Annotated in this window: 23 protein-coding genes; 18 read left to right on the forward strand and 5 right to left on the reverse strand. The window is 30.8% G+C overall.

Going from position 1 to position 23,293, the window contains the following annotated elements; all coding sequences use genetic code 11:
* Window positions 1-25: 25 nt before the first annotated feature.
* The 4 genes from BXQ17_RS05870 to BXQ17_RS05885 are packed head-to-tail and all read left to right on the forward strand — an operon-like array spanning window position 26 to window position 2,531.
* Window positions 26-955: an aspartate carbamoyltransferase catalytic subunit gene (locus BXQ17_RS05870; protein ID WP_077809725.1), complete on the forward strand. Its 930-nt coding sequence runs from the start codon at window positions 26-28 to the stop codon at window positions 953-955.
* 1 nt (window position 956) lies between these two features.
* On the forward strand, window positions 957-1,289 hold the full coding sequence (locus BXQ17_RS05875) for a hypothetical protein (protein WP_077809726.1): 333 nt from the start codon (window positions 957-959) through the stop codon (window positions 1,287-1,289).
* Window positions 1,290-1,299: 10 nt separating this feature from the next.
* Window positions 1,300-1,620 (forward strand): T9SS type A sorting domain-containing protein, encoded by a 321-nt coding sequence (locus BXQ17_RS05880; RefSeq protein ID WP_077809727.1) that lies wholly within the window; start codon window positions 1,300-1,302, stop codon window positions 1,618-1,620.
* Complete coding sequence (locus BXQ17_RS05885) at window positions 1,617-2,531, forward strand: ribonuclease Z (RefSeq protein ID WP_077809728.1); 915 nt, start codon at window positions 1,617-1,619, stop codon at window positions 2,529-2,531. The genes BXQ17_RS05880 and BXQ17_RS05885 overlap by 4 nt, the downstream gene beginning before the upstream one ends.
* Here the strand turns inward: BXQ17_RS05885 and BXQ17_RS05890 are convergent, their stop codons facing one another.
* The 3 genes from BXQ17_RS05890 to BXQ17_RS05905 form a co-directional block, all read right to left on the reverse strand.
* Window positions 2,532-2,894, reverse strand: a complete 363-nt coding sequence (locus BXQ17_RS05890) for a CoA-binding protein (protein ID WP_077809729.1) — start codon at window positions 2,892-2,894, stop codon at window positions 2,532-2,534.
* 359 nt (window positions 2,895-3,253) lie between these two features.
* Window positions 3,254-4,066 (reverse strand): GLPGLI family protein, encoded by an 813-nt coding sequence (locus BXQ17_RS05900; RefSeq protein ID WP_077809731.1) that lies wholly within the window; start codon window positions 4,064-4,066, stop codon window positions 3,254-3,256.
* Window positions 4,067-4,212: 146 nt separating this feature from the next.
* Entirely contained in the window at window positions 4,213-5,220 is a 1,008-nt protein-coding gene (locus tag BXQ17_RS05905; protein WP_077809732.1) for a 3-oxoacyl-ACP synthase III family protein, read from the reverse strand.
* 194 nt (window positions 5,221-5,414) lie between these two features.
* Here BXQ17_RS05905 and htpG point away from each other — a divergent pair, with 194 nt between their 5' ends.
* The 7 genes from htpG (at window position 5,415) to BXQ17_RS05940 (ending at window position 11,414) form a co-directional block, all read left to right on the forward strand.
* Window positions 5,415-7,319 carry a molecular chaperone HtpG gene (gene htpG, locus BXQ17_RS05910; RefSeq protein WP_077809733.1) on the forward strand — a complete coding sequence of 635 codons (1,905 nt, stop codon included), beginning with the start codon at window positions 5,415-5,417 and terminating at the stop codon, window positions 7,317-7,319.
* Window positions 7,320-7,594: 275 nt separating this feature from the next.
* Window positions 7,595-8,482, forward strand: a complete 888-nt coding sequence (locus BXQ17_RS05915) for a neutral zinc metallopeptidase (RefSeq protein WP_077809734.1) — start codon at window positions 7,595-7,597, stop codon at window positions 8,480-8,482.
* Between the two features lie 7 nt (window positions 8,483-8,489).
* Window positions 8,490-9,005, forward strand: a complete 516-nt coding sequence (locus BXQ17_RS05920; protein WP_077809735.1) for a GNAT family N-acetyltransferase — start codon at window positions 8,490-8,492, stop codon at window positions 9,003-9,005.
* Between the two features lie 76 nt (window positions 9,006-9,081).
* Entirely contained in the window at window positions 9,082-9,864 is a 783-nt protein-coding gene (locus tag BXQ17_RS05925; protein ID WP_077811364.1) for an SDR family oxidoreductase, read from the forward strand.
* Between the two features lie 110 nt (window positions 9,865-9,974).
* Window positions 9,975-10,301, forward strand: coding sequence for a helix-turn-helix transcriptional regulator (locus BXQ17_RS05930; protein ID WP_077809736.1), 327 nt, complete (start codon window positions 9,975-9,977; stop codon window positions 10,299-10,301).
* Window positions 10,302-10,312: 11 nt separating this feature from the next.
* Complete coding sequence (locus BXQ17_RS05935; RefSeq protein WP_077811365.1) at window positions 10,313-10,936, forward strand: low molecular weight phosphatase family protein; 624 nt, start codon at window positions 10,313-10,315, stop codon at window positions 10,934-10,936.
* A gap of 4 nt (window positions 10,937-10,940) precedes the next feature.
* Entirely contained in the window at window positions 10,941-11,414 is a 474-nt protein-coding gene (locus BXQ17_RS05940; RefSeq protein WP_077809737.1) for a DUF6428 family protein, read from the forward strand.
* A gap of 74 nt (window positions 11,415-11,488) precedes the next feature.
* Here BXQ17_RS05940 and BXQ17_RS05945 read toward each other — a convergent pair whose 3' ends face one another.
* Together BXQ17_RS05945 and BXQ17_RS05950 are read right to left on the reverse strand one after the other, a co-directional pair.
* Window positions 11,489-12,538 (reverse strand): RluA family pseudouridine synthase, encoded by a 1,050-nt coding sequence (locus BXQ17_RS05945; protein ID WP_077811366.1) that lies wholly within the window; start codon window positions 12,536-12,538, stop codon window positions 11,489-11,491.
* A 61-nt stretch (window positions 12,539-12,599) separates the two neighbouring features.
* On the reverse strand, window positions 12,600-13,157 hold the full coding sequence (locus BXQ17_RS05950; protein ID WP_077809738.1) for a PASTA domain-containing protein: 558 nt from the start codon (window positions 13,155-13,157) through the stop codon (window positions 12,600-12,602).
* Window positions 13,158-13,248: 91 nt separating this feature from the next.
* Between BXQ17_RS05950 and BXQ17_RS05955 the strand changes: the two genes are divergently transcribed.
* The 7 genes from BXQ17_RS05955 to BXQ17_RS05985 all read left to right on the forward strand — a co-directional run bounded on the left by BXQ17_RS05955 (window position 13,249) and on the right by BXQ17_RS05985 (window position 23,273).
* Window positions 13,249-14,226 carry a D-alanine--D-alanine ligase gene (locus BXQ17_RS05955; RefSeq protein ID WP_077809739.1) on the forward strand — a complete coding sequence of 326 codons (978 nt, stop codon included), beginning with the start codon at window positions 13,249-13,251 and terminating at the stop codon, window positions 14,224-14,226.
* Window positions 14,227-14,268: 42 nt separating this feature from the next.
* On the forward strand, window positions 14,269-14,727 hold the full coding sequence (coaD, locus tag BXQ17_RS05960; RefSeq protein ID WP_077809740.1) for a pantetheine-phosphate adenylyltransferase: 459 nt from the start codon (window positions 14,269-14,271) through the stop codon (window positions 14,725-14,727).
* A gap of 6 nt (window positions 14,728-14,733) precedes the next feature.
* On the forward strand, window positions 14,734-16,479 hold the full coding sequence (locus BXQ17_RS05965; protein ID WP_077809741.1) for a M14 family metallopeptidase: 1,746 nt from the start codon (window positions 14,734-14,736) through the stop codon (window positions 16,477-16,479).
* Window positions 16,480-16,720: 241 nt separating this feature from the next.
* Complete coding sequence (locus BXQ17_RS05970; protein ID WP_149025869.1) at window positions 16,721-17,188, forward strand: (2Fe-2S)-binding protein; 468 nt, start codon at window positions 16,721-16,723, stop codon at window positions 17,186-17,188.
* Window positions 17,181-19,394, forward strand: a complete 2,214-nt coding sequence (locus BXQ17_RS05975) for a xanthine dehydrogenase family protein molybdopterin-binding subunit (protein WP_077809742.1) — start codon at window positions 17,181-17,183, stop codon at window positions 19,392-19,394. Before BXQ17_RS05970 ends, BXQ17_RS05975 begins: the two co-directional genes overlap by 8 nt.
* A gap of 358 nt (window positions 19,395-19,752) precedes the next feature.
* Complete coding sequence (locus BXQ17_RS05980) at window positions 19,753-20,142, forward strand: (deoxy)nucleoside triphosphate pyrophosphohydrolase (RefSeq protein ID WP_077809743.1); 390 nt, start codon at window positions 19,753-19,755, stop codon at window positions 20,140-20,142.
* A complete protein-coding gene (locus tag BXQ17_RS05985) occupies window positions 20,139-23,273 on the forward strand; it encodes a DEAD/DEAH box helicase (protein WP_077809744.1) in 3,135 nt (1,044 codons plus the stop codon). Before BXQ17_RS05980 ends, BXQ17_RS05985 begins: the two co-directional genes overlap by 4 nt.
* The last annotated feature ends 20 nt before the right edge of the window (window positions 23,274-23,293 follow it).

Here is a 23,293-nt window from a genome sequence, read left to right on the forward strand (position 1 = left end):
AAATATCTAACTTAAATATGTTGATGTGTCAGAATTAAGCGTAGAACATTTATTGGGAATAAAATATTTAAAACCCAATGATATTGATGTTATTTTTAAAACTGCAGATCATTTTAAAGAGGTAATTAATAGACCTATTAAAAAAGTACCATCTTTAAGAGATATTACCATTGCAAATTTATTTTTTGAAAACAGCACAAGAACAAAATTAAGTTTCGAACTTGCAGAAAAAAGACTTTCTGCAGATGTAATTAACTTTTCTGCAGGACAATCTTCTGTAAAAAAAGGAGAAACTTTAATAGATACGGTTAACAATATTTTAGCCATGAAGGTAGATATTGTTGTAATGAGACATGGTAATGTTGGAGCGGGCGTATTTTTATCTAAACATGTAAATGCAAAAATTATAAACGCCGGAGATGGTACACACGAACACCCAACACAAGCACTTTTAGATTCTTATTCTATTAGAGAAAAATTAGGAAGCGTAAAAGGAAAAAAAATAGTTATTGTTGGTGATATTTTACATTCTAGAGTTGCTTTGTCTAACATTTTCGCATTACAACTTCAAGGTGCAAAAGTAAAAGTATGTGGGCCAACAACACTAATACCTAAACATATAACAAGTTTGGGTGTAGAGGTAGAAACAAACTTAAAAAAAGCCTTAGAGTGGTGTGACGTTGCCAATGTTTTACGTGTACAGCACGAAAGAATGGATATCAAATATTTTCCGTCTACAAGAGAATACACACAATTATTTGGTATAAATCAACAAATATTAGACAACCTTGGCAAGAAAATTGTAATCATGCATCCAGGACCAATAAATAGAGGGGTAGAAATAACAAGTGATGTCGCAGATTCTAATGATTCTATTATACTTAATCAAGTAGAAAATGGTGTTGCTGTTAGAATGGCAGTAATTTATTTATTGGCGCAACAAATAAAAAGATAAGATGCTAATTACTAAAAGAGAGAATTATATACTTGTAACTTCCGAAGAAGAAAACTTTACAGAATTTTATAAAAAATTTAAAGATAACTACGGATACATTAAAGACGGACATTTAATTATTCATATTTCTAAAAAAATAAGCTTAGAAAATAAAGATTTTTTACTATTTTTGGATATAGCCGAAGAAAAACAGCAAAATGGCACGTCATTTGTGATAGTTAATTCGGTTATTGATATTGATAACTTTCCAGAAAACTTAAATATTGTACCTACTTTGCAAGAAGCAGAAGATATTTTAGAAATGGAAGCAATAGAAAGAGAATTAGGATTTTAAAAGATAATTTATGGTAAAAAAAATACTTTTCATTTTATTTTTATCGGTTTCATTTACAGCTTTTTCGCAAGAAAAAACTGTAGATAACTTATCTACTGCGCCTAATCCTTTTACAAATGTTACAAATATAACTTTCAATTCTGTTTCTAATTCTTCGGTTATTTTAACTGTAAGAAATGTTTTGGGTAAAACTGTTTTTAAGAAAACGTACAATACTACATCGGGTAAAAATAAAATACCTTTTTATAAAAACGATTTAGCTACAGGTATGTACATTTACAGTATACAGAACAATAAGAAAGTAATTTCTAAACGTTTTGTAATTAAATGATAAACCTTACTATTCTAGGTTGTCATTCTGCAACACCTCGTGCAAACGCATTTCCTACTGCACAATACTTAGAAATTAACAACAATCATTTTCTTATAGATTGTGGCGAAGGCACGCAACGCCAAATGCGTAAATACAAAGTTGGTTTTTCTAAAATAAATCACATATTTATTTCTCATTTACACGGCGACCACTATTATGGTTTGGTTGGTTTATTATCTACTTATGGTATGTTAAGTAGAGAAAAAGAAATGCATATTTACGGGCCAAAAGGTATTCAAAAAGCAACGATGCAGATGCTAAAAATATCTGAATCTCACGCCAAATTTAATATGGTGTTTCATGAACTAACTTCAAAAGAAAGTGAATTAATTTATGTAGATGATAAAGTCACCGTTACTACAATTCCTTTAAACCACAGAGTGTACACAAATGGTTATCTTTTTAAAGAGAAAGAAAAACCAAGAAAATTAAACATGCTAAATATTAGCGGTTATCCAGAGATTGACAAAGCAGATTATTTAAACATTAAAGCTGGTAGAGATATTACGTTAACTTCTGGTGAAGTTGTACCAAATAAGAGTTTAACATTAGCCCCACCAAAACCATTAAGCTATGCTTTTTGTAGCGATACTAGTTATAAACCAGATATTGTGCCAATTATAAAAGATGTAGATTTATTGTATCATGAGTCTACTTTTTTAGCAGACAGACAAGATTTAGCAAAAAAAACAAAGCACTCTACCTCTATAGAAGCTGCTAAAATTGCCAAAGATGCAAGTGCTAAAGAATTAATTCTAGGTCATTTTTCTGGTAGATATCCAGACACAACTGTGTTTCAAAAAGAAGCAAAAACAGTTTTTGATAATGTTTCTTTAGCTAAACCTGGTGCAAAATTTACTTTAAAATAATTAGTATTGGTTTGTTCCTAACAAAACTAAGGTACAAGCAATTTCACTTTCTATATTATTCTTCTTTAACATCTTAAGAAATTCAAAATTCTCTGTACCCGGATTAAAAATAACTCTATTGGGTTTTAAATCTATAATATAGTTGTAATACTCTTCTTGTCTTTTCGGATTTAAATATAAAGTAACCGTATCTATATTCTGATACTCTTTCTTAGCTACATCTATATTAACACCTGCAACGATACCTTTTCTTAAGCCTATAGCAACAGTATCAATTTGGTGAGCTCTTAATTTTTGTATTGCACGGTTAGAGTACCTTTCTTCTTTTAAAGAGGCTCCTATTACTAACGTTTTCTTACTCATACTTTTTAAATAAAAATTGAAACAAATAGATTTTACATTCGTCTATAAGATAATTACTTTGTCTTCACTAAAGTAATTTATTTGATTTAATAACAAAAATCCGAGGTATATAATACTACGGATTTTTTATTTGTTATTTTCTGTGGCCTCTATCGAGCCTTTAACAGCTATTATAATATTTACAATACAGAAGATAAAAATAAGTATCGAATTGGTCTTTGTAGCCTCGAAAATTATAAATTTAACAAATGCATTTAAAACAAAAATAAATAGAAAGATGTTTGATAATAATAAAAGTATTTTTAAATTTTTTCTCATAAATAATTTCTAAAAGTATAGATCAAAACTATAAAAAAAAATTAACCTCTTCTACCTCTACCCATTCTATTATTTCTCATTTGTAACATTTTATTTTTAACAGTTTCCGCATATTCCTTTTTAGTTATTTCTTTCCCTTTTTCTGGCGGAGAAACCTCTAAATTATTTTGCTTATCTATTACTATTTCTGTGCATAAAAGCGTTGTATTTTGAGCACTTACTTCTAATATTAATCCTGGTAAACCCCAATATTCTGCAGGTCCTTGGGCAATTGGTATTGTAGGTGTATACCACGCTTCTACTACAATCATTTTTTCTTCTTGCCCTTCTTTATTAGATGCGTTCAAATCACTCCAAGAAAACTCGAACCATTTTAACTCTTGATAAGGAACAAATGCTTTTGCTTTAAAGCAAGTATAGTTGCCTATTTGCTTAGTTTCTGAACCTAAAGTCCAATTAATTTTATACAAATCGTCTTTTACTAAAAACCTTTTACCGTAAAACTCTTGAGACTGAATTAACTTGTTATCTGAAATACTTTTGTATTGATCTCCTCTAGAAAAATAAGCTCCCCAAGAATCTGTTGCACCAGATATAGCGTCGATTTTTTCATCTTCTTTAAAAAAAGATTCTTGTTTGTTAAATTTTAAAATATATGTTTTTTCTAATCTGTTTTTAAGTCTACTAGCAATTTGTTTTTTCTGAGCTTCACTCATTTTTGCTCCCCATTTTCCTAATTCCATTTTAGATTTTGAAACATAGGTTACTTTACCACTAAAACTTTGAGAAAAAGAGGTCGAAGAAATAGAGAACAAAAAAACAAAAACAACATACTTTATATAACTGACTTTCATAATAACATTTATTTATTGTTTAACAAATATACTAAAATATTAAACAACAAAAACTTTAAATGATATTTACCTATTTTAACAAGATGTAAAACAAAAAAAAGACTTGTAATAACAAGCCTTTTTAAATTATATGTAAAATGTAATATTTACCAACGTATAATTACAGAACCCCATGTAAATCCACTACCAAAAGCAGCTAAAACCACAAGGTCATTATCTTTTATTTTTCCTTTTTCCCAAGCTTCTGTTAGCGCAATTATTACAGACGCTGCAGTTGTATTACCATATTTCATGATATTGTTGTACACTTTATCATCAGAAAGTTGAAATTTCTTTTGAATAAATTGAGCAATACGCAGATTTGCTTGATGCGGAATAAGCATATCAATATCTTCTTTTTGCAATTTATTTGCTTCTAAACCTTCTACAATTGCTTCAGAAAAACGCCCTATTGCATGTTTAAAAACAAATTGTCCGTTCATGTAAGGATAATAAGAAACATCATCAGGATCATTAGCTTCGATAATTTCTGGAACCCATCTTTTTGTTGAAGGCCCTATTAACGCCAATTCTTTCGCATGTTTCCCTTCTGAGTGTAAATGAGAAGATAAAATACCTTTACCAGCTTCTTCGCTTCTAGAAAGTACAGCTGCTCCTGCCCCATCACCAAAAATTACAGATACATTTCTACCTCTTGTAGATTTTTCTAAACCACCAGAGTGATTTTCTGCACCAATAACTAAAATATTTTTGTACATACCAGTTTTAATAAACTGATCTGCTACAGACATTGCATAAATAAAACCAGAACATTGGTTACGCACATCTAAAGCACCAATAGTTGGCATCTCTAGCATTTCTTGAATTTGAACTCCACCACCAGGAAAATACATATCTGGGCTTAAAGTTGCAAATACTATAAAATCAATATCATCTTTGGTTAAACCCGCTCTTTCAATGGCAATTCTAGAAGCTTTTGCTCCCATAACCGCTGTTGTATCTCCAGATTTTGGGTCTATCCATCTTCTTTCTTTTATACCCGTTCTTTCCTGAATCCACTCATCAGAAGTTTCCATAAACTCCTTTAAATCATCATTTTTTACGACATTATCAGGAACATAATATCCAAGACCTGTTATTTTTGAATTATACATAATTTAATGGTCAATATTTTAATTATTCGTTTGTTTGTAATTAGCAAAAATAGTGATTTTTGTTTTTATATCAGAAATAGTTTTTATTGACATTAAAAACTTCTTTCTGTCATCTTGTCATAATCTTCTTTTTGGTATTTTTTTTGACTATTGTTATATCAAAATAATAAAGTCAAATTTAAACTACATACAAAATGGCAAAAGGAAATATTAATGTATCGGTAGAGAATATCTTTCCGTTAATTAAAAAGTTCTTATACTCAGATCACGAAATTTTTTTACGTGAATTAATTTCTAACGGAACAGATGCTACTTCTAAATTAAAGCATTTAATTGCTATTGGTGAAGCAGATACTGAATTAGGAGATGCAAAAATTGAAGTAAGCATTAACAAAGATGCTAAAACAATTACTATTAAAGATCAAGGTCTTGGTATGACTGCCGATGAGGTTGAGAAATACATCAATCAAATTGCTTTTTCTGGTGCAGAAGAGTTTTTAGACAAATACAAAGACAACGAAGCAGGTATTATTGGGCATTTTGGTTTAGGTTTTTACTCTGCTTTTATGGTTGCAGACAAAGTAGAAATTATTACAAAATCGTTTAAAGATGCACCTGCAGCACATTGGACTTGTGACGGATCGCCAGAGTATACATTGGTAGAACATGATAAGTCTGACAGAGGAACAGAAATTGTTTTACATGTTGCAGAAGATTCTTTAGAATTTTTAGAAGACAGTAAAATTGAAGGTTTATTAACGAAATACAATCGTTTTAATCAAGTGCCAATTAAATTTGGAACAAAAGAAATTAACGATCCAGAGTTTACTCCTAAAACAACAAAAGATAAAGACGGTAAAGAAACTACTGAACCGCACAAACAAATAACTGTAGACAAAATTATTAATAATACAGAACCTGCTTGGACTAAGAAACCTGCAGATTTAGAGAAAGAAGATTATGATAATTTTTACAGAGAATTGTATCCAATGCAATTCGAAGAGTCTTTATTTCACATTCACTTAAATGTAGATTATCCTTTTAATTTAACAGGTATTTTATTCTTTCCTAAGTTATCTCAAAACATGGATATGCAAAAGGATAAAATCCAATTGTATCAAAACCAAGTTTTTGTAACAGATAATGTAGAAGGAATTGTACCAGACTTTTTACAGATGTTAAAAGGTGTTATCGACTCACCAGATATTCCATTAAACGTTTCTCGTTCTTATTTACAAGCAGACGGTGCTGTTAAAAAAATCTCTGGCTACATTACTAAAAAAGTGGCTGATAAATTATCTTCTTTATTCAAAAAAGATAGAGCAGATTTTGAAACAAAGTGGAACGATATTAAAGTAATTATCGAATACGGAATGTTGTCTGAAGATAAATTCTTTGACAAAGCTAAAAAGTTTGCTTTATACCCAACGGTTGCAGATACTTTTTTCACTTTTGATGAATTGATCGAAAAAACAAAAGACAATCAAACAGATAAAGATGGTAACCATGTAATTTTATATGCAGCTAACAAAGATGCACAACACAGTTACATACAAGAAGCTACTGCAAAAGGCTACGAGGTTTTAATCTTAGACTCGCCAATTATATCTCACTTAATGCAAAAATTAGAAGGTGGAGATGGTAAAATTAAATTTACAAGAGTAGATGCCGATCATGTAGATAATTTAATTAAGAAAGACGACAACGTTATTTCTAAGTTAACAGATGAAGAAAAAGAAAAATTAAAGCCAATTATAGAAAGTGCTGTAAACTCTAAATCTTATACTGTTCAATTAGAAGCAATGGACTCTAATTCTTCTCCGTTTATAATTACTGTTCCAGAATTTATGCGTAGAATGAAAGAAATGCAAGCAACTGGTGGTGGCGGAATGATGGGAATGGGTAAATTTCCAGACATGTACAATTTGGTAGTAAATACAAACAGCCCATTAGTTTCAGAGATTTTAAATAATAAAGATGAAGAAGCTCAAAAAGGATTGATTTCTCAGGCTTTTGATTTAGCAAAATTATCTCAAAACCTATTACATGGTGAAGAATTAACAAACTTTATCAAACGTTCTTACGAGTTAATCAAGTAAAACAACGATGTTTTTCGTATGAGCGAAAACCACAAATACAAACCTCTCTGTTTCTTCAGAGAGGTTTTTTTATGCTACAATTTTAAGTTTCTAAAATCGCAACATTATCTTATCTTTTAATCAATCAAGTATTTAAGGTTGTGTTTTATGGTTGTTTTTTTACAGCTTTTAGATTTCTTCGTTTAAACTTTTAGAATAAAATTACATTTTGAACATCAATCTATTTTAACACTTTAAAAATAAACTGTAATTTTATGTTTTTAAACTTATAAGACATGAAGTGGAGAAGTAATAGAAGAAGTACAAATGTTGATGATAGAAGAGGCGCTTCTTCTGGTAGAAGTTCTGGTGGCGGATTAAACCCAATGCTAATAGGCTTATTGTTAAAATTAGTTACTTCTAAAAAAGGATTAATTATTGTGGCAATAGTAGTTGGTGTAATGTATTTTACTGGCAACAATCCTCTAAACTTTTTAACCGGAAACACTAATAATCAAATACAAAATACCACGTATAAAGGTACTGCTAAAGAAAATGAATTGGCAGCGTTTAGTAATCGAGTTTTAAGAAGTACAGAAGACGTTTGGAATAAAATTATTCCGAATTACAAAGAGCCAACACTAGTTCTTTTTACTGGTTCTGTTACTTCTGCTTGTGGTGGTGCGTCTAGTGCTACTGGTCCTTTTTATTGCCCCGGTGATGATAAATTATATATCGATTTAAGTTTTTTCGAAGAAATGGCAAGAAAATTAAATGCTCCAGGAGATTTTGCACAAGCCTATGTTATTGCTCATGAAGTTGGGCATCATATTCAAAACTTAACGGGTATGAATAGAAAAGTACAATCGATGCGTGGTAAAATTAGTCAAACAGAATACAATAAACTTTCTGTAATGTTAGAATTACAAGCAGATTTTTATGCTGGCGTTTGGGCGCACCACGCCAAAAACATGGAATTGATTTTAGACGCTGGAGATCTTAAAGAAGCGCTAAACGCTGCACATGCAATTGGTGATGATCGTTTACAAAAACAATCTACAGGTAGAGTTGTACCAGATTCTTTTACACATGGTACTTCTGCACAAAGAATGCGTTGGTTTAAAAAAGGTTTCGAAACTGGCGATGTAAACCAAGGTGATACTTTTAATGCACGTTCCTTATAATTTCAATATGTTTACTATTAGAAAAGCGACCAGCAAAGACGTTAAAAAATTAACCGAAGTTGGTAAAAAAGCATTTTACTTACCTCATAAAGACGCCATTCCTAAACATATAATGAATGCTTATCTTACAGAGAATTTTAGTAAAGAAAACATTCTTAAAGAAATACATAACAATAATTTCGAATATCGTTTGTTGTATGTTGGTGATACTTTAGCCGGATTTTCTAAAATTATCTTAAACCATAAAAATGAAAATATCAATCTAGATAACGTAACCAAAATGGAACGCTTATACTTAATTGAAGATTTTTTTGGTAAAGGTTTAGGAAAAGAATTATTTGAATACAATTTAAACTTTATTCAAAAAGAAAATCAAAAAGGAATTTGGCTTTACGTTTGGATTAAAAACTATAGAGCCATCGATTTTTATAAAAAAGTTGGCTTTAAAAAAATTGCTTCTTATGATTTTCCGATATCAGCAACAGAAACTAGACCCAACTATTTGTTCTTTCTAGAATTTTAAAAACGTTAATTTTTAAACTATTTGCGTTAAACCGCTCTGTAAGTTTATAATATCTTTGATTAGAAATTCAGATATTATGAAAAAAACAGCATTAATTACAGGAGCAAGTAGCGGAATCGGAAAAGAATTTGCAAAAATTCATGCAAAAACTGGTGGCAATTTAGTTATTGTTGCCAGAAGTAAAGACAAACTATTAGCTTTAAAAGAAGCGTTAGAAAAAGAATATAAAATTCATGTATCTGTTATAGAGAAAGATTTAACAGAAAAAGATGCAGCAAAAGAGGTTTTTAATTTTGTAAAGTATAGCAAAATAGAAATCGACTATTTAATTAACAATGCGGGTTTTGGTGGAATTGGTAAATTTTATGAAAGAAAGTTAGAAGAAGACCTAAACATGATTCAATTAAACGTTGTTGCGCTTACAGCATTAACAAGATTGTTTTTACCAACTTTTGTAGAAAAAAATAGTGGTAAAATATTAAATGTATCTTCTACTGCTAGTTTAATGGCAGGTCCTATGCAAGCTGTTTATTTTGCTACAAAGGCATATGTAACTTCGTTTAGCAATGCTATTGCAGAAGAATTATCTGAAACAAATGTAACTGTTACAACACTAATGCCAGGTGCAACAGAAACCGATTTTGGTAAAACTTCTGGTATGGATAAAACTTCTTTATTTAAAAGTACTGCAGATGCTAACACGGTAGCTAAAGATGGTTATAATGCAATGCTTAATGGCGATTTAGATGTTATTTCTGGCGTTAGTTTATCTCAAAAGCTAATGCTTAAAGCAATACCAATTACTCCAAAAAAGATATTATTAAAACAAGTAAAAAAAATGCAAGACCCTAATCCATAATTCCCTGTAAACTATTTACAACTGAAAACAACTATGTTATTTTTAAAAAAATGAGATAGTTGTTTTTTTATCAACTATATTAATCGTAATATTGCAATAAACAAATACGAATGGGATTAACAAAGTCAGAAATCTTTACAGCGCAACAAAATGAAATTGCGGCAATAGCAAAAGTACTAGGGCACCCTGCAAGAATTGCTATTTTAGAACATATAATAAAACTAAACACTTGTGTTTGCGGAGATTTAGTAAAAGAAATAGGACTTGCACAACCTACAATTTCACAACATTTAAAAGAATTGAAAAAAGTAGGTATTATAAAAGGTACTATAGAAGGCACAAGCGTTTGCTATTGCATAAATGAAGATAACTGGAATAGAATTACGACCATATTAAATCAATTTTTAAATAAAACACCAACAAACAACTGTTGTTAATTTTTAGTCTAATGGAAAAAAAAGTGTACGAAAAAATAGAAAAAACTATTTTAAACCTAGATGTAGAAACTATTTCTAATGATAGAAAAGAAGTTTTACAACCGCTAATAGATTTTGTACAAAGTAAAGTTACAAGCAACAAAGATGCTAATATTAACTTTATATGTACACACAATTCTAGAAGAAGCCATTTAACTCAAATATGGGCACAAACAATTGCCAACTATTTTGATTTCAAAAATGTTATAACTTATTCTGGTGGTACAGAAGCTACTGCAATGTTTCCTATGGTTGCCGAGACTTTAAAAAATACAGGTTTTGAAATTTTAGAATTGTCTGAAAGTAAAAACCCTGTTTATGCAATAAAGTTTAACGACAACACAAACCCTATAATTGGTTTTTCTAAAAAATACGATGCTAAATTTAATCCTGCATCTGGTTTTGCCGCAATTATGACGTGTTCTCAAGCAGATGGTGGTTGTCCTTTTATTGCAGGTGCAGAAAAAAGAATACCAATTACTTATGACGATCCTAAAATGTTTGACAATACACCTCAACAAGCAGAAAAATACCAAGAAAGAAGTTTACAAATAGCTACAGAAATGTATTTTATATTTTCTAACATAAAAAAATAATCTTATGAAATTATCAGAAATTAAAAAGCACTTAAAAAGTTTAGATAAAATAGGTTTTCAATTACCAAACGGAGAGTTGGTAGCAAGTCATTTTCATGTTACAGAAGTTGGTAAAATTACCAAAGATTTTATTGATTGTGGTGGCAAGGTTAGAAATGAAACAGTTATCAATTTTCAATTATGGGAAGAAAATGATTACGACCATCGATTGCATCCAGAAAAACTGATAAATATTATTGAGTTATCAGAAAAAAAGTTTCAGTTTGATGATTTAGAAATCGAAGTAGAATATCAAGGTAAAGAAACCATTGGTAAATACGGATTGGATTTTGACGGAACAAACTTTTTATTAACTTCTAAAGTTACAGCTTGTTTGGCCTTAGATGCTTGCGGAATAACACCTTCGAAACCGAAATTGCAATTTTCTGAATTAAATAGCGGTGCAACTAGTTGCAACCCTAACTCTGGTTGTTGTTAAGCAACAATTAATTATAAAAAGCAAAAAACTGTTATCTACCATAGATAACAGTTTTTTTTATATCATGATTACAATTATAACAAATCGTCTGAATCTACATCTTTAGAGTTTTCAGAATACGTTCTCCATTTTTCTAAACACTCTGTAATATCTTTAGGTATTTCAGAATTAAACTGCATAAACTCACCCGTTGTTGGGTGCGTAAAACCTAAGGTTTTTGCATGTAATGCTTGTCTTGGCAATACCTGAAAACAGTTATTTACAAATTGCTTGTATTTTGTAAAGGTGGTTCCTTTTAAAATAGCATCTCCGCCGTAACGTTCGTCGTTAAAAAGTGTATGCCCAATATGTTTAAAATGCGCTCTAATTTGATGCGTTCTACCTGTTTCTAATTTGCATTGCACCAATGTTACGTATGTTAGTCTTTCTAAAACTTTAAAATGTGTAACAGCATGTTTACCAAATTCTCCATCAGGAAAAACAGCCATTTGCAATCGGTTTTTTAAACTTCTACCAATATTACCTTCAATTCTTCCTTCATCTTCATCTATATTACCCCAAACTAAGGCATAATATAAACGTTCTGTTGTTCTGTCATAAAATTGTTTAGACAAATGCGCCATCGCAAATTCTGTCTTTGCAACAACCAACAAACCACTAGTATCTTTATCTATTCGATGCACCAAACCTGGTCTTTCGTTAGAATTGGTTGGTAAATTTTCTATATGATGAATTAGACCGTTTACCAAAGTACCAGAATAATTACCGTGACCAGGATGCACAACCATACCTGCGGGTTTGTTTACCACAATAACAGCATCATCTTCATACACAATATCGATAGGAATGTCTTCTGCTACCAAAAGATTTTCTGCAGGCGGATACGCCAACACAACACGAACTACATCGTGTGGTTTTACTTTATGATTCGATTTTACAGCAACATCATTTACCAAAACATTACCTGCTTTTGCCGCTTGTTGTACTTTGTTACGTGTAGCATTTTCAATAAAATTCATTAAAAACTTATCTACTCTTAAAGGTACTTGCCCTTCACTAGCAGTAAACCTATGGTGCTCGTACAACTCTTCTTTTTCTAAATCTTGATTTTGATTTTCTTGCAAACCGATTTTCTTTATTTCTAATTTATTACTTACTACTCGCAATACAACAATAAAAAGTAAATTAATTACCGTTACCGTCTCCTAACACTAAATCTACAATAGAGTTTAAAGGCAGTTTATCGCCTTCATTTAAAACTTTTCCTTTGTAGCGCAAACCTCTAACAACATCTTTACCAATATCGTTTACATACGTGTAGTTTGTACCAACAATTAAGCCCATTGCTCTTAATTGAGAAGATGCTTGTCTTTTGGTTCTTCCGTTTAAATTCTGAATAGTAACATCTCTGTATTTAGACGGATTTAACGTTAAATAGATTTTACGCTTTTCTTTTACAAAATCGCCTGCTAAAGGTGTTTGTTCGATTACAGATTTTTTTGGATAATCTGGATTAAAGCTAGCACTATCTATAATTTTATAAGTTAAATCTAATTCGGTTAACTTTCTTTCTACCTCTTCTAAAGAGAGTTTTTTCAAATCTGGAACCTGTATTTTTTGGTTATGATTGGTGGTAACACCTAACCAAAATTTTAGTGCAAAAACAAACACCAATAAACCGATAACTACAATAGCTATTTGTACAAAAAAAGTTTTACTTTTTAAAAACTGAATTAAACTCATAATCATTTTTTTAATCACGCAAAGATATAAAAACTAAACGTTGCTATTTCTATTTATATTTTGATAAATTTGTTTTATTATTTTTTATAAAATGAAGCAAAATATTGCCATAGTAATGGGTGGTTATTCATCTGAAGTTCACATTTCTTTAAAAAGCGGAAATGTAGTTTATAACCATCTAAATAAAGACAAGTACAATGTCTATAGAGTCCTTATTTTAAAAGAAAAATGGGTTGTATTAGATCATAATGACAAAGAATATCCAATAGAAAAAAACGATTTTTCTTTTACTTATAACAATGCAAAAGTTACTTTTAATTGTGTTTTTAATGCCATACATGGTGCTCCCGGAGAAAACGGACAACTGTTAGCGTATTTCAACCTTATCAATATAAAGCACACCTCTGCCCCATTTTATCAAATGGCTTTAACTTTTAATAAAAGAGATACGTTAAGTGCGGTAAAAGCTTATGGTATTCAAACAGCAACATCTATTTACATCAATAAAGGCGACATTATAGATATCGACGCTATTGTAAAAAAAGTTGGTTTGCCTTGTTTTATCAAACCAAACAACGCCGGTTCTAGCTACGGTATTTCTAAAGCGCATACAAAAGAGGCAATTTTACCTGCCATAGAAACTGCTTTTAAAGAAGATTCAGAAATTTTAATCGAGTCTTTTTTAGATGGTACAGAAGTTTCTGTTGGTGTTATTCAATTCCAAGGTAAAGTTAAAGTGTTACCAATTACAGAGATTGTTTCTGAAAACGATTTTTTCGATTATGAAGCAAAGTACGAAGGCAAGTCGCAAGAGATTACGCCGGCAAGAATTTCTTCTATACAAGAAGCAAAAGTAATAGCAGTTGCCAAAAAAGTATATACCATTTTAAACATGCGTGGTTTTTCTAGATCTGAATACATTTTTGTAAACGACGAACCTTACTTTTTAGAAATGAATACTGTACCAGGATTAACAGAAGAAAGCATATTACCACAACAAGCACAAGCTGCAGGCATTACTTTAGCTGCATTATTTGACAATGCCATAACTACTGCTTTAAATAACTAAAAAATGCCGCAGTTATACTGTTGCTAATTTAAAATATTAAAGATGAAAAGAGCAATTTTTCCGGGATCTTTTGACCCAATTACACTAGGCCATTTCGATATTATCGAAAGAGGTGTTACCCTTTTTGATGAATTGATTATTGCCATTGGTGTAAATGCCGATAAAAAATATATGTTTTCGTTAGAAGAACGTAAAAACTTTATTGAAGAATGTTTTAAAGACAATCCAAAAATAAAAGTGGTGACCTATAAAGGTTTAACAGTCGATTTTTGCGAGCAAAATGATGTTGATTTTATATTAAGAGGTTTAAGAAATCCGGCAGATTTCGAATTCGAAAAAGCCATTGCACACACTAATAGAAATTTAGCGGCTATAGAAACAGTGTTTTTATTAACTGCGGCCAGTACTTCTTATATTTCTTCTTCTATTGTAAGAGATGTAATTAGAAATAATGGTGATTACACCAAATTAGTTCCGAAACCTGTTAGAGTAAAACAATAAATTACCATGAAAAAACTACTACTATTTGCCTTAACTCTTTTTATAATTTCTTGTAATAAAGATGCAAAAGACACCATCGATTTTACAACACAATTTGAAAAATCGAAAGGTAAAGAAACACCAGAATACAAAGATATTATTACGTATTATGAAAATTTAGCAGAAGCTTATTCAGAAATCTCTGTATTTACCTTCGGACAAACGGATGCTGGCGAGCCATTACATTTAGTTACTTACAACAGAGAGGGTGTTTATAATATTGATGAAATTACCAATTCTTCGAAAAATAGAATCCTGATAAATAACGGAATTCATCCAGGAGAATCAGACGGAATTGATGCGTCGATGATGCTTTTAAGAGACATCGTTCAAAATGATTCTTTACAAGAAAAATACAAAAACACTTTAATTGCAGTAATACCTGTGTATAATGTTGGGGGTTCTTTAAATAGAAATTCGCATACAAGAACCAATCAAAACGGCCCGTTAGAATATGGTTTTAGAGGCAATGCAAGAAACTTCGATTTAAATAGAGACTTTATAAAACAAGACACTAAAAATACGGCAGCTTTTGCAGAAATTTTTCATGCAGTACAGCCAGATGTTTTTATAGACAATCATGTTAGCAACGGTGCAGACTATCAATATGCAATTACTCATTTATTTACACAGCACAATAAATTGGGCGGCAAATTAGGTAGTTTTTTAGAAACGACCATGAGGCCAGAAATAGAACAATCTTTAGAAGATAAAAACATTATTATTACACCGTATGTAAATGTTTGGGGCAATACGCCAGAGGCAGGTTTTTCACAATTTTTCGATTCACCACGATATTCTACAGGTTACACTACTTTGTTTAACACTTTGGGCTTAATGGTAGAAACACATATGTTAAAACCTTATAAAATTAGAGTAGAACAAACTTATGCACTTATGCTTTCTGCTTTTGATTTTACAGAAAAAAATTCAGAAAAAATTAAAGAATTAAGAGCAAAAGCACTCGAAGAAATTCTTGCTAAGAAAAAATACCCAATTGCATTTGCTGTTGATAACACCAAACCCACAACACTTAATTTTAAAGGGTATGAAGCTAGTTATATAGACAGTAAAGTTACAACTGGCAAAAGGTTGTTTTACGATACTTCAAAACCATTTGAAAAAGAAACCAACTACTACAACAATTTTAACATCAAAAAAGAAATCAACATACCAAATGCCTACATTTTAAAACAAGGTTGGCATAAAGTTGTAGAACGATTAGATAATAATGCCATTGCATATACTCGTTTTAAAAACGACACTACAATTACTGTAGAGGTTTCTCATATTAAAGATTATAAAACTAGAAGTGCTGCATACGAAGGGCACTATTTACATTATGGTACAGAAACTGTAAAAACAACAAAAGAAGTTGCATTTATGGCAGGTGATTTGTTGATTCCTACAAATCAAAACGGACTTAGATATCTTATAGAAACTTTAGAAGCAGAGGCTACAGATTCATTTTTTAATTGGAATTTCTTTGATACTATTTTACAGAAAAAAGAAGGCTATTCTGCATATGTTTTTGAGGATATTGCCGAACAATACCTTTCTGAAAACCCTGAATTAAAAATTGCTTTGACAGAAAAGATTAAAAATGATGCCAATTTTGCGAAAAACCCAAGAGCACAATTAGATTTTGTGTACAAACAAACGCCACATTACGAGCCTGCACATTTATTACTGCCAGTTTATAAATTGTATTAAACTTTTTACAAAGCTATACTTATACGCTTTAAAAGATACTACCCTATTAAAATAAACAACATCAATAGATTTGTAAAAGCTTTAAACAGCGATTACAAATCTATTTTTGTAATAGACAAACAATGGTTTTGCTTTTAATTAGCCCATAAACTCTTGCTTTACACTACATAAAAACCCATCACTTAAAATTAGCAACAAACTCTTTTTTATTTGTAACTTGTAGACTTTAAAACGTCTATAAGTGAATACAAATTTATCTATCAACGGAAAAACATATACCATAAATGCACAAGAAGACATGCCACTTCTTTGGGCAATTCGAGACATTGTTGGCTTAACAGGTACTAAGTTTGGTTGCGGTGTTAGCCAATGCGGTGCTTGTTCTGTATTATTAGACGGTAAATTAACCAAATCTTGCAGTGTACCGGTTTCTTACGCTCTAGACAAGCAAGTGTTTACAATCGAAGGAAGTTCTAAAAATTTAGAAATTTTAAGACAAACTTGGTCAGAAATTAATGTACCACAATGTGGTTATTGTCAGTCTGGGCAATTAATTGCAGCCACTGCTCTACTAGACACTGTGGCAAACCCAACAGACCAAGATATAGACAAAGCCATGAGTAATAATATTTGCAGGTGTGGTACTTATACTCGTATTAGAAAAGCAATTCACGAAGCAGTAGCCCTTAAAAACAAAACAGATGAGTAACATACAAAAAATAGACAGAAGAAATTTTGTAAAACTATTTGGTTTGGCTTCTGGTGGAATAATTTTAGGATGTACATCAACCACAATAGACAAGAAATTTAAACCCACTATAAATCCAGATTTTTTTGAACCTAATCTATTTGTACAAATAGATACCGCTGGTACAATTACTTTAATTGCTTCTAGATCTGAAATGGGACAAGGCATAAGAACCTCTTTGGCTTCTGCAATTGCAGATGAATTAGAAGCAGATTGGCAATACGTAAATGTAAAACAAGCAACAGGGCATGAAAAATACGGAAACCAAAACACAGACGGTTCTAGAAGTGTAAGAACAAGATTAGAACCCATGCGTAAAATGGGTGCAGCAGCTAAAATGATGTTGATTTCTGCGGCAGCCACAAAATGGAACATTACTGAAAAAGACTGCAAAGCAGAAAATCATTTTATTATAAACACCTTAACTAACGATAAGTTATTTTATGGTGATTTGGTGGCATTGGCATCTCAATTAGAAGTCCCAAAAGAAGCAACAATTCAGTTAAAAAAAGTAGCCGATTTTAAATATATTGGCAAAACCTTAAAAAGTGTAGATTTAAAAGATTTTACAACCGGAACCGCCACTTATGGTATCGATGTAAGAATACCAAACATGCAATTTGCAGCCGTTGCCAGATGTCCGGTAGCATTTGGCTCTGTAAAGAGTTTTAAAAAAAATAAGGCAGAAAAAGTTGCGGGTGTTTCACAAATTATAGCATTAAAAAGACGTACGCCACCTACCGGAAAATTCTTTGGTATGCTTGGTGGGGTTGCCGTAGTTGCCAACAATACTTGGGCAGCTTTTCAAGGTAAACTAGCTTTAGATATCGAATGGAATTATGGTGACAATGTTTCTTTTGATACAGAAAAATTTAAACAAATACTTACAGAACGCGTACACAAAAGAGGTAAATTAGTTCCTGGTGGTAACGGAAACGTACATAGTGCTTTTAAACATGCAGATAAAGTAGTAGAAGCTACCTACCATGTGCCTTTTTTAGTACATGCGCCTATGGAAGTGCCCAATGCTACTGCTTGGTTTCAAAAAGATAAAATAGAGGTTTGGGCACCTGTGCAAGATCCACAAACTGCTAGAAGTGAATTAGCACACTTTTTTGAAATTCCGATTGAAAACATTACCATTAACGTTACATTTTTAGGTGGCGGTTTTGGTAGAAAATCAAAGTCGGATTTTGTAGTTGAAGCGGTAACTATTTCAAAGAAAATAAACGCGCCGGTACAAGTAGTTTGGACGCGAGAAGACGATATACAACATAGTTTTTACCATGCAACAAGTGCACAATATTTAAAAGGAAGTTTGTTAAACGGTAAAGTAACCGGTTGGTTGCAAAGAGTTGGGTTTCCTTCTATTGTTTCTTCTTTCAAACCTTTGTCTGATTATGCCTCTGGTTTTGAACTTGGCCAAGGTTTTACCAAAAACCCATATCAAATCGCTAATTTTAGATTAGAAAACGTAAAGGCAGAAGCCCACCTTAGAATTGGCTGGTTGCGCTCTGTAGTTCATATTCACAGTGGTTTTGGTAACAACTCTTTTGTAGACGAATTGGCCTTTGCAGGGAATATTGATCCTGTACAAATGCATTTAGATTTACTAAGCAAAGAAACCCCAAGTTTAGAAAAAACAGCATTGCAATATCGCACTAACAGAATGGTTGCTGTGTTAAAACAAACCGCTAAAATGGCCGATTGGGGTAAAAAACTTCCTAAAAACCACGGTATGGGTGTTGCCATACATTATAGTTTTTATAGCTATGTAGCCACTATTGTAGAAGTTTCTGTTATTGATAAAAAAGTAAAAATAGAAAATGTATTTACCACAATAGATTGTGGTTTGGCTTTAAATAAAGACAATATTAAAAACCAATTAGAAGGTGCAGCCATTTTTGGAATGTCTTTAGCCATGTACGGTAAAATCTCTACAGAAAATGGTGCTGTTAAGCAGCATAATTTTTTCGATTACCAAATGGCACGCATGCAAGACGCCCCAAATGTACACATACATATAATGGATAAAATGCACGAACCACCAACAGGCGTAGGTGAACCTGGTGTACCTGTAATGGCACCTGCTATTTGCAATGCCATTTTTAAAGCTACAGGGCAACGTGTAAGAAGTTTACCTTTAACAGATGCTGGCTTTTTGTAATTATTAAAAAACTTGGTATCTCTTTGAATAAATATGCAACATAAAACCTTTTTTTAAGTTTAAATGTTGTATATTGTACAAAGCGCATACTTACCTACAAAACAAGCGTTTACAACCACCACTAATAAAAACACTACTACTTCTTAAAATTTATACTAGTATAAATTCAAAAATATTCTAGTATATTTTCAAATATATTCTACAACTTTTACAAACTTGCTCCTGTGCAATGTTGCAATTGCTCAGCAGCTTAGCAGTATTTGCTGCTGTGTTGTGTAGTGATTAGTACCTAAGGTTATCGATTACTCTTTTATTTTTTATAAATTAGTGCTTATAATTTTTATTATATGGTTTAATAATGAATAAAACTATCAAAGTTACCTGTGCTATCATTTTATTTGACAATGAAGTTTTAGCAGTTCAAAGAAGTGAAACAATGAAACTTCCACTGAAGTGGGAATTTCCAGGAGGAAAAATTGAAGAAGGAGAAACAGAAATTGAATGTTTAAAAAGAGAAATTTTTGAGGAATTAAATATCAAAATTGAAATCAAAAATCAGTTAACTCCTGTGACTCATGAATATCCTGATTTTAAAATTAAATTGATTCCTTTTACTGCTGAATATGTTTCAGGTGAATTAATACTTAAAGAACATGCTAACTCTGTTTTAGTTAATAAAAAAAAATTGATTAATTTAGATTGGGCTGAAGCAGATTTACCTATTTTAAAAGAATATTTATCACTATGAATCAAGGAATTTACGAAGAATTAATAACCCAATTAGTATCTGAAAAATTAAATGAACTTGATAAAGATAAATTCTTTCTAAAGAAAACTTCAATTGACAAAGAGGAAGCCTCAAGTGTTTTATCTAAACATCTAGCTAAAACTTTAAAACATGCATTTCAACTTATAAAAGGCAAAGCCGAATTACAAATTGAAATTGCTAACAAAATAATTAAATTACTTAAAGACGAATTAAATAAACAAGAATTTAATGATGATTTAGTTAGTGTAGAAGGTGAAATTTTAAAGGCAGTATTTTCAAAAACTGATGCGCACTTTTCAAATTTAGATTTAAGATTAAAAGAAATAACCCCTTACACAAGATTAACACAAAGTGAATTATTTACAGGTGGAAATGGTGGTCTATCACTAGAAAGTGAGCTTAAAAAGGAGATTCTTTCGTCTAACGAAATATATCTTCTTGTCTCTTTTATAAAATTTAAAGGTATCATTATTCTTGAAAAAGAGTTAAGAGAATTTACTGAACGTGGTGGAAAACTAAAAGTAATTACCACGACATATATTGGAGCAACAGATTATAAAGCTATTCAACTACTTTCAAAACTACCAAATACTGAAGTTAAAATATCGTACAATACAAGTAATGAAAGGTTACATGCAAAAGCATATCTTTTTTATAGAAATACTGGATTTCATACAGCATATATTGGCTCTTCTAACTTTTCGAGGTCAGCTTTAACAGATGGTTTAGAATGGAATTTAAAAGTTACAACCAAAGAAGTAAGTCACATAATTGATAAATTCAACAAGACATTTGATTCTTATTGGAAGAGTGATGATTTTGAATTATTTGATGATTCTAAACACAAAGAGAAACTTCAAAATGCCTTAAAACAAAGTAAATTTAGTAAACCTTATGAAAACGCTACAGCTTTGTTTGATATTAAACCTTTTCCTTATCAAAAAGAGGTATTAGAAAAACTAGAAGTAGAAAGAACGGTTCACAAAAGGTTTAGAAACCTTGTAGTAGCAGCAACTGGAACTGGAAAAACAGTTATTTCTGCGTTTGATTACAAACGTTTTAAACAAAATAATAAGTCTGCAAAACTTCTATTCCTTGCACATAGAAAAGAAATTATCCAAAAATCATTGTCTACTTTTCAAGGTGTTTTAAGAAATAATAATATTGGTGAATTATGGGTTGACGGTATCACTCCTAATAACTTCGAGTTTGTATTTGCTTCTGTACAATCTATTAAAAACAAATTTGAAGAATACAACTTAACTCCTGATTATTATGATTACATCATAATAGATGAATGTCATCATCAAAAAGCAAATAGTTATAGAGACATAATTAATTATTTCAAACCAAAAGTTTTACTTGGCTTAACTGCAACTCCAGAAAGAATGGATGGTGGAGACATTTTAGAAGATTTTGAGAATAAGATTGCTGCAGAAATTAGACTTCCAGAAGCAATGAATCGAAAATTGCTTTGTCCTTTTCAATATTTTGGAATTACCGATAGTGTTGATTTAACAAACGTAAGTTGGTCAAGAGGAAAATATGCACCAAGTGAATTAACAGATTTGTATACAGGGAATGACAGAAGAGTTAGGGAAATCATAGATGCATTAGACAAATACACAAAAGATATAAATGAAGTTAGGTCTTTAGGTTATTGTGTTACAATGGAACATGCAAAATTCATGGCTAAAAAATTTACTTTAGCTGGATTAAAAGCTGGCTATCTAACTAGCGAAAACAGTAAAGACAGAGTTTATATTCGTCAGAAATTAGAAAAAAAAGAAATCAATTATCTATTTGTTGTCGACATGTTTAACGAAGGAATCGATATTCCAGAAATCGATACGGTTTTATTTTTAAGACCAACTGAAAGCTTAACAGTCTTTTTACAACAATTAGGAAGAGGATTAAGACTTCATGAAGAGAAAGATTGCTTGACAGTTTTAGATTTTGTTGGAAACTCAAAACCTGAATACAACTTTGAAAGTAAGTTTAGAGCTTTAATAGGTAAAACAAATACAACTGTTTTAAAAGAAATTGAGGACGATTTTCCTCATCTACCTTTAGGTTGCTCTATCATTTTAGAGAAAAAAACAAAAGAAACAATACTTAAAAATATTACAGCTGCAACCTCATTAAATAAGAATAAGTTAATTCAAAGAATACAGCAATTTCAACATGACACTTATCTACCTTTAACAATCGGTAACTTTAGTAAGTTTTATAATATACCATTACAATCAATATACAAAAGAGGTAGCTGGAAACGATTATGTCAATTAGCCGGAAAAATCAATGATTTTGATCCGAAAAATGAGAAAGAAATAGTCTCTGCCATATCGAATAAATGGCTTTCAACAAATTCGTTAAGCTATTTTACATTCATTTTAAAAATTGCCAAACAAAATTTTAATATAAATATTTCAGAATTCAATCAAAACGAAAAAATCATGCTTTTGATGTTACATTATGATGTTTGGCAAAAAGAAGGTGGTTTTGATTCATTAGAAGAAAGTATTAAAACAATTGGTTTAAATAAAATTTTAATTGAAGAAATTAAAGAAGTTCTCGAATTATTAATCGAAAATATCGACTTTAAAGAATTACCTATTCAGCTACCTTATGAACAGCCATTGAAATTGCATAGTCGTTATACTAGAGACCAAATATTATCAGCATTTAAATTTAGTAGTTTTAACAAAAAATCATCTAATAGAGAAGGAACAGCATTAAATAAAGACTTAAATACTGAAATATTATTTATCAATCTTATAAAATCCGAAGAAAACTTTTCACCAACAACAATGTATGATGATTATGCTGTAAATGAATTATTATTTCATTGGCAAACTCAAAATTCTGCTAGACCAGATTTGGGAAAAGGTCTATCATATATCAAGCATAAAGAACAAGAAAAAAGAATTCTTCTTTTTGTTCGAGAAAAAGCAAAAAATGAATTTGGTAAAAGTACCGGTTACGTATTTATTGGAGAAGGAGAAATAAAAGACCATTATGGTTCAAAACCAATGAATATTAATTGGGAATTAAAAGAGCCAATGCCTCTTTATTTATGGAAAGATGCTGCAAAATTATCAATTGGATAAATTATTAACAAAAATAGTAT

This window comes from Polaribacter sp. BM10, from assembly GCF_002005425.1.
Classification (GTDB): domain Bacteria; phylum Bacteroidota; class Bacteroidia; order Flavobacteriales; family Flavobacteriaceae; genus Polaribacter; species Polaribacter marinaquae.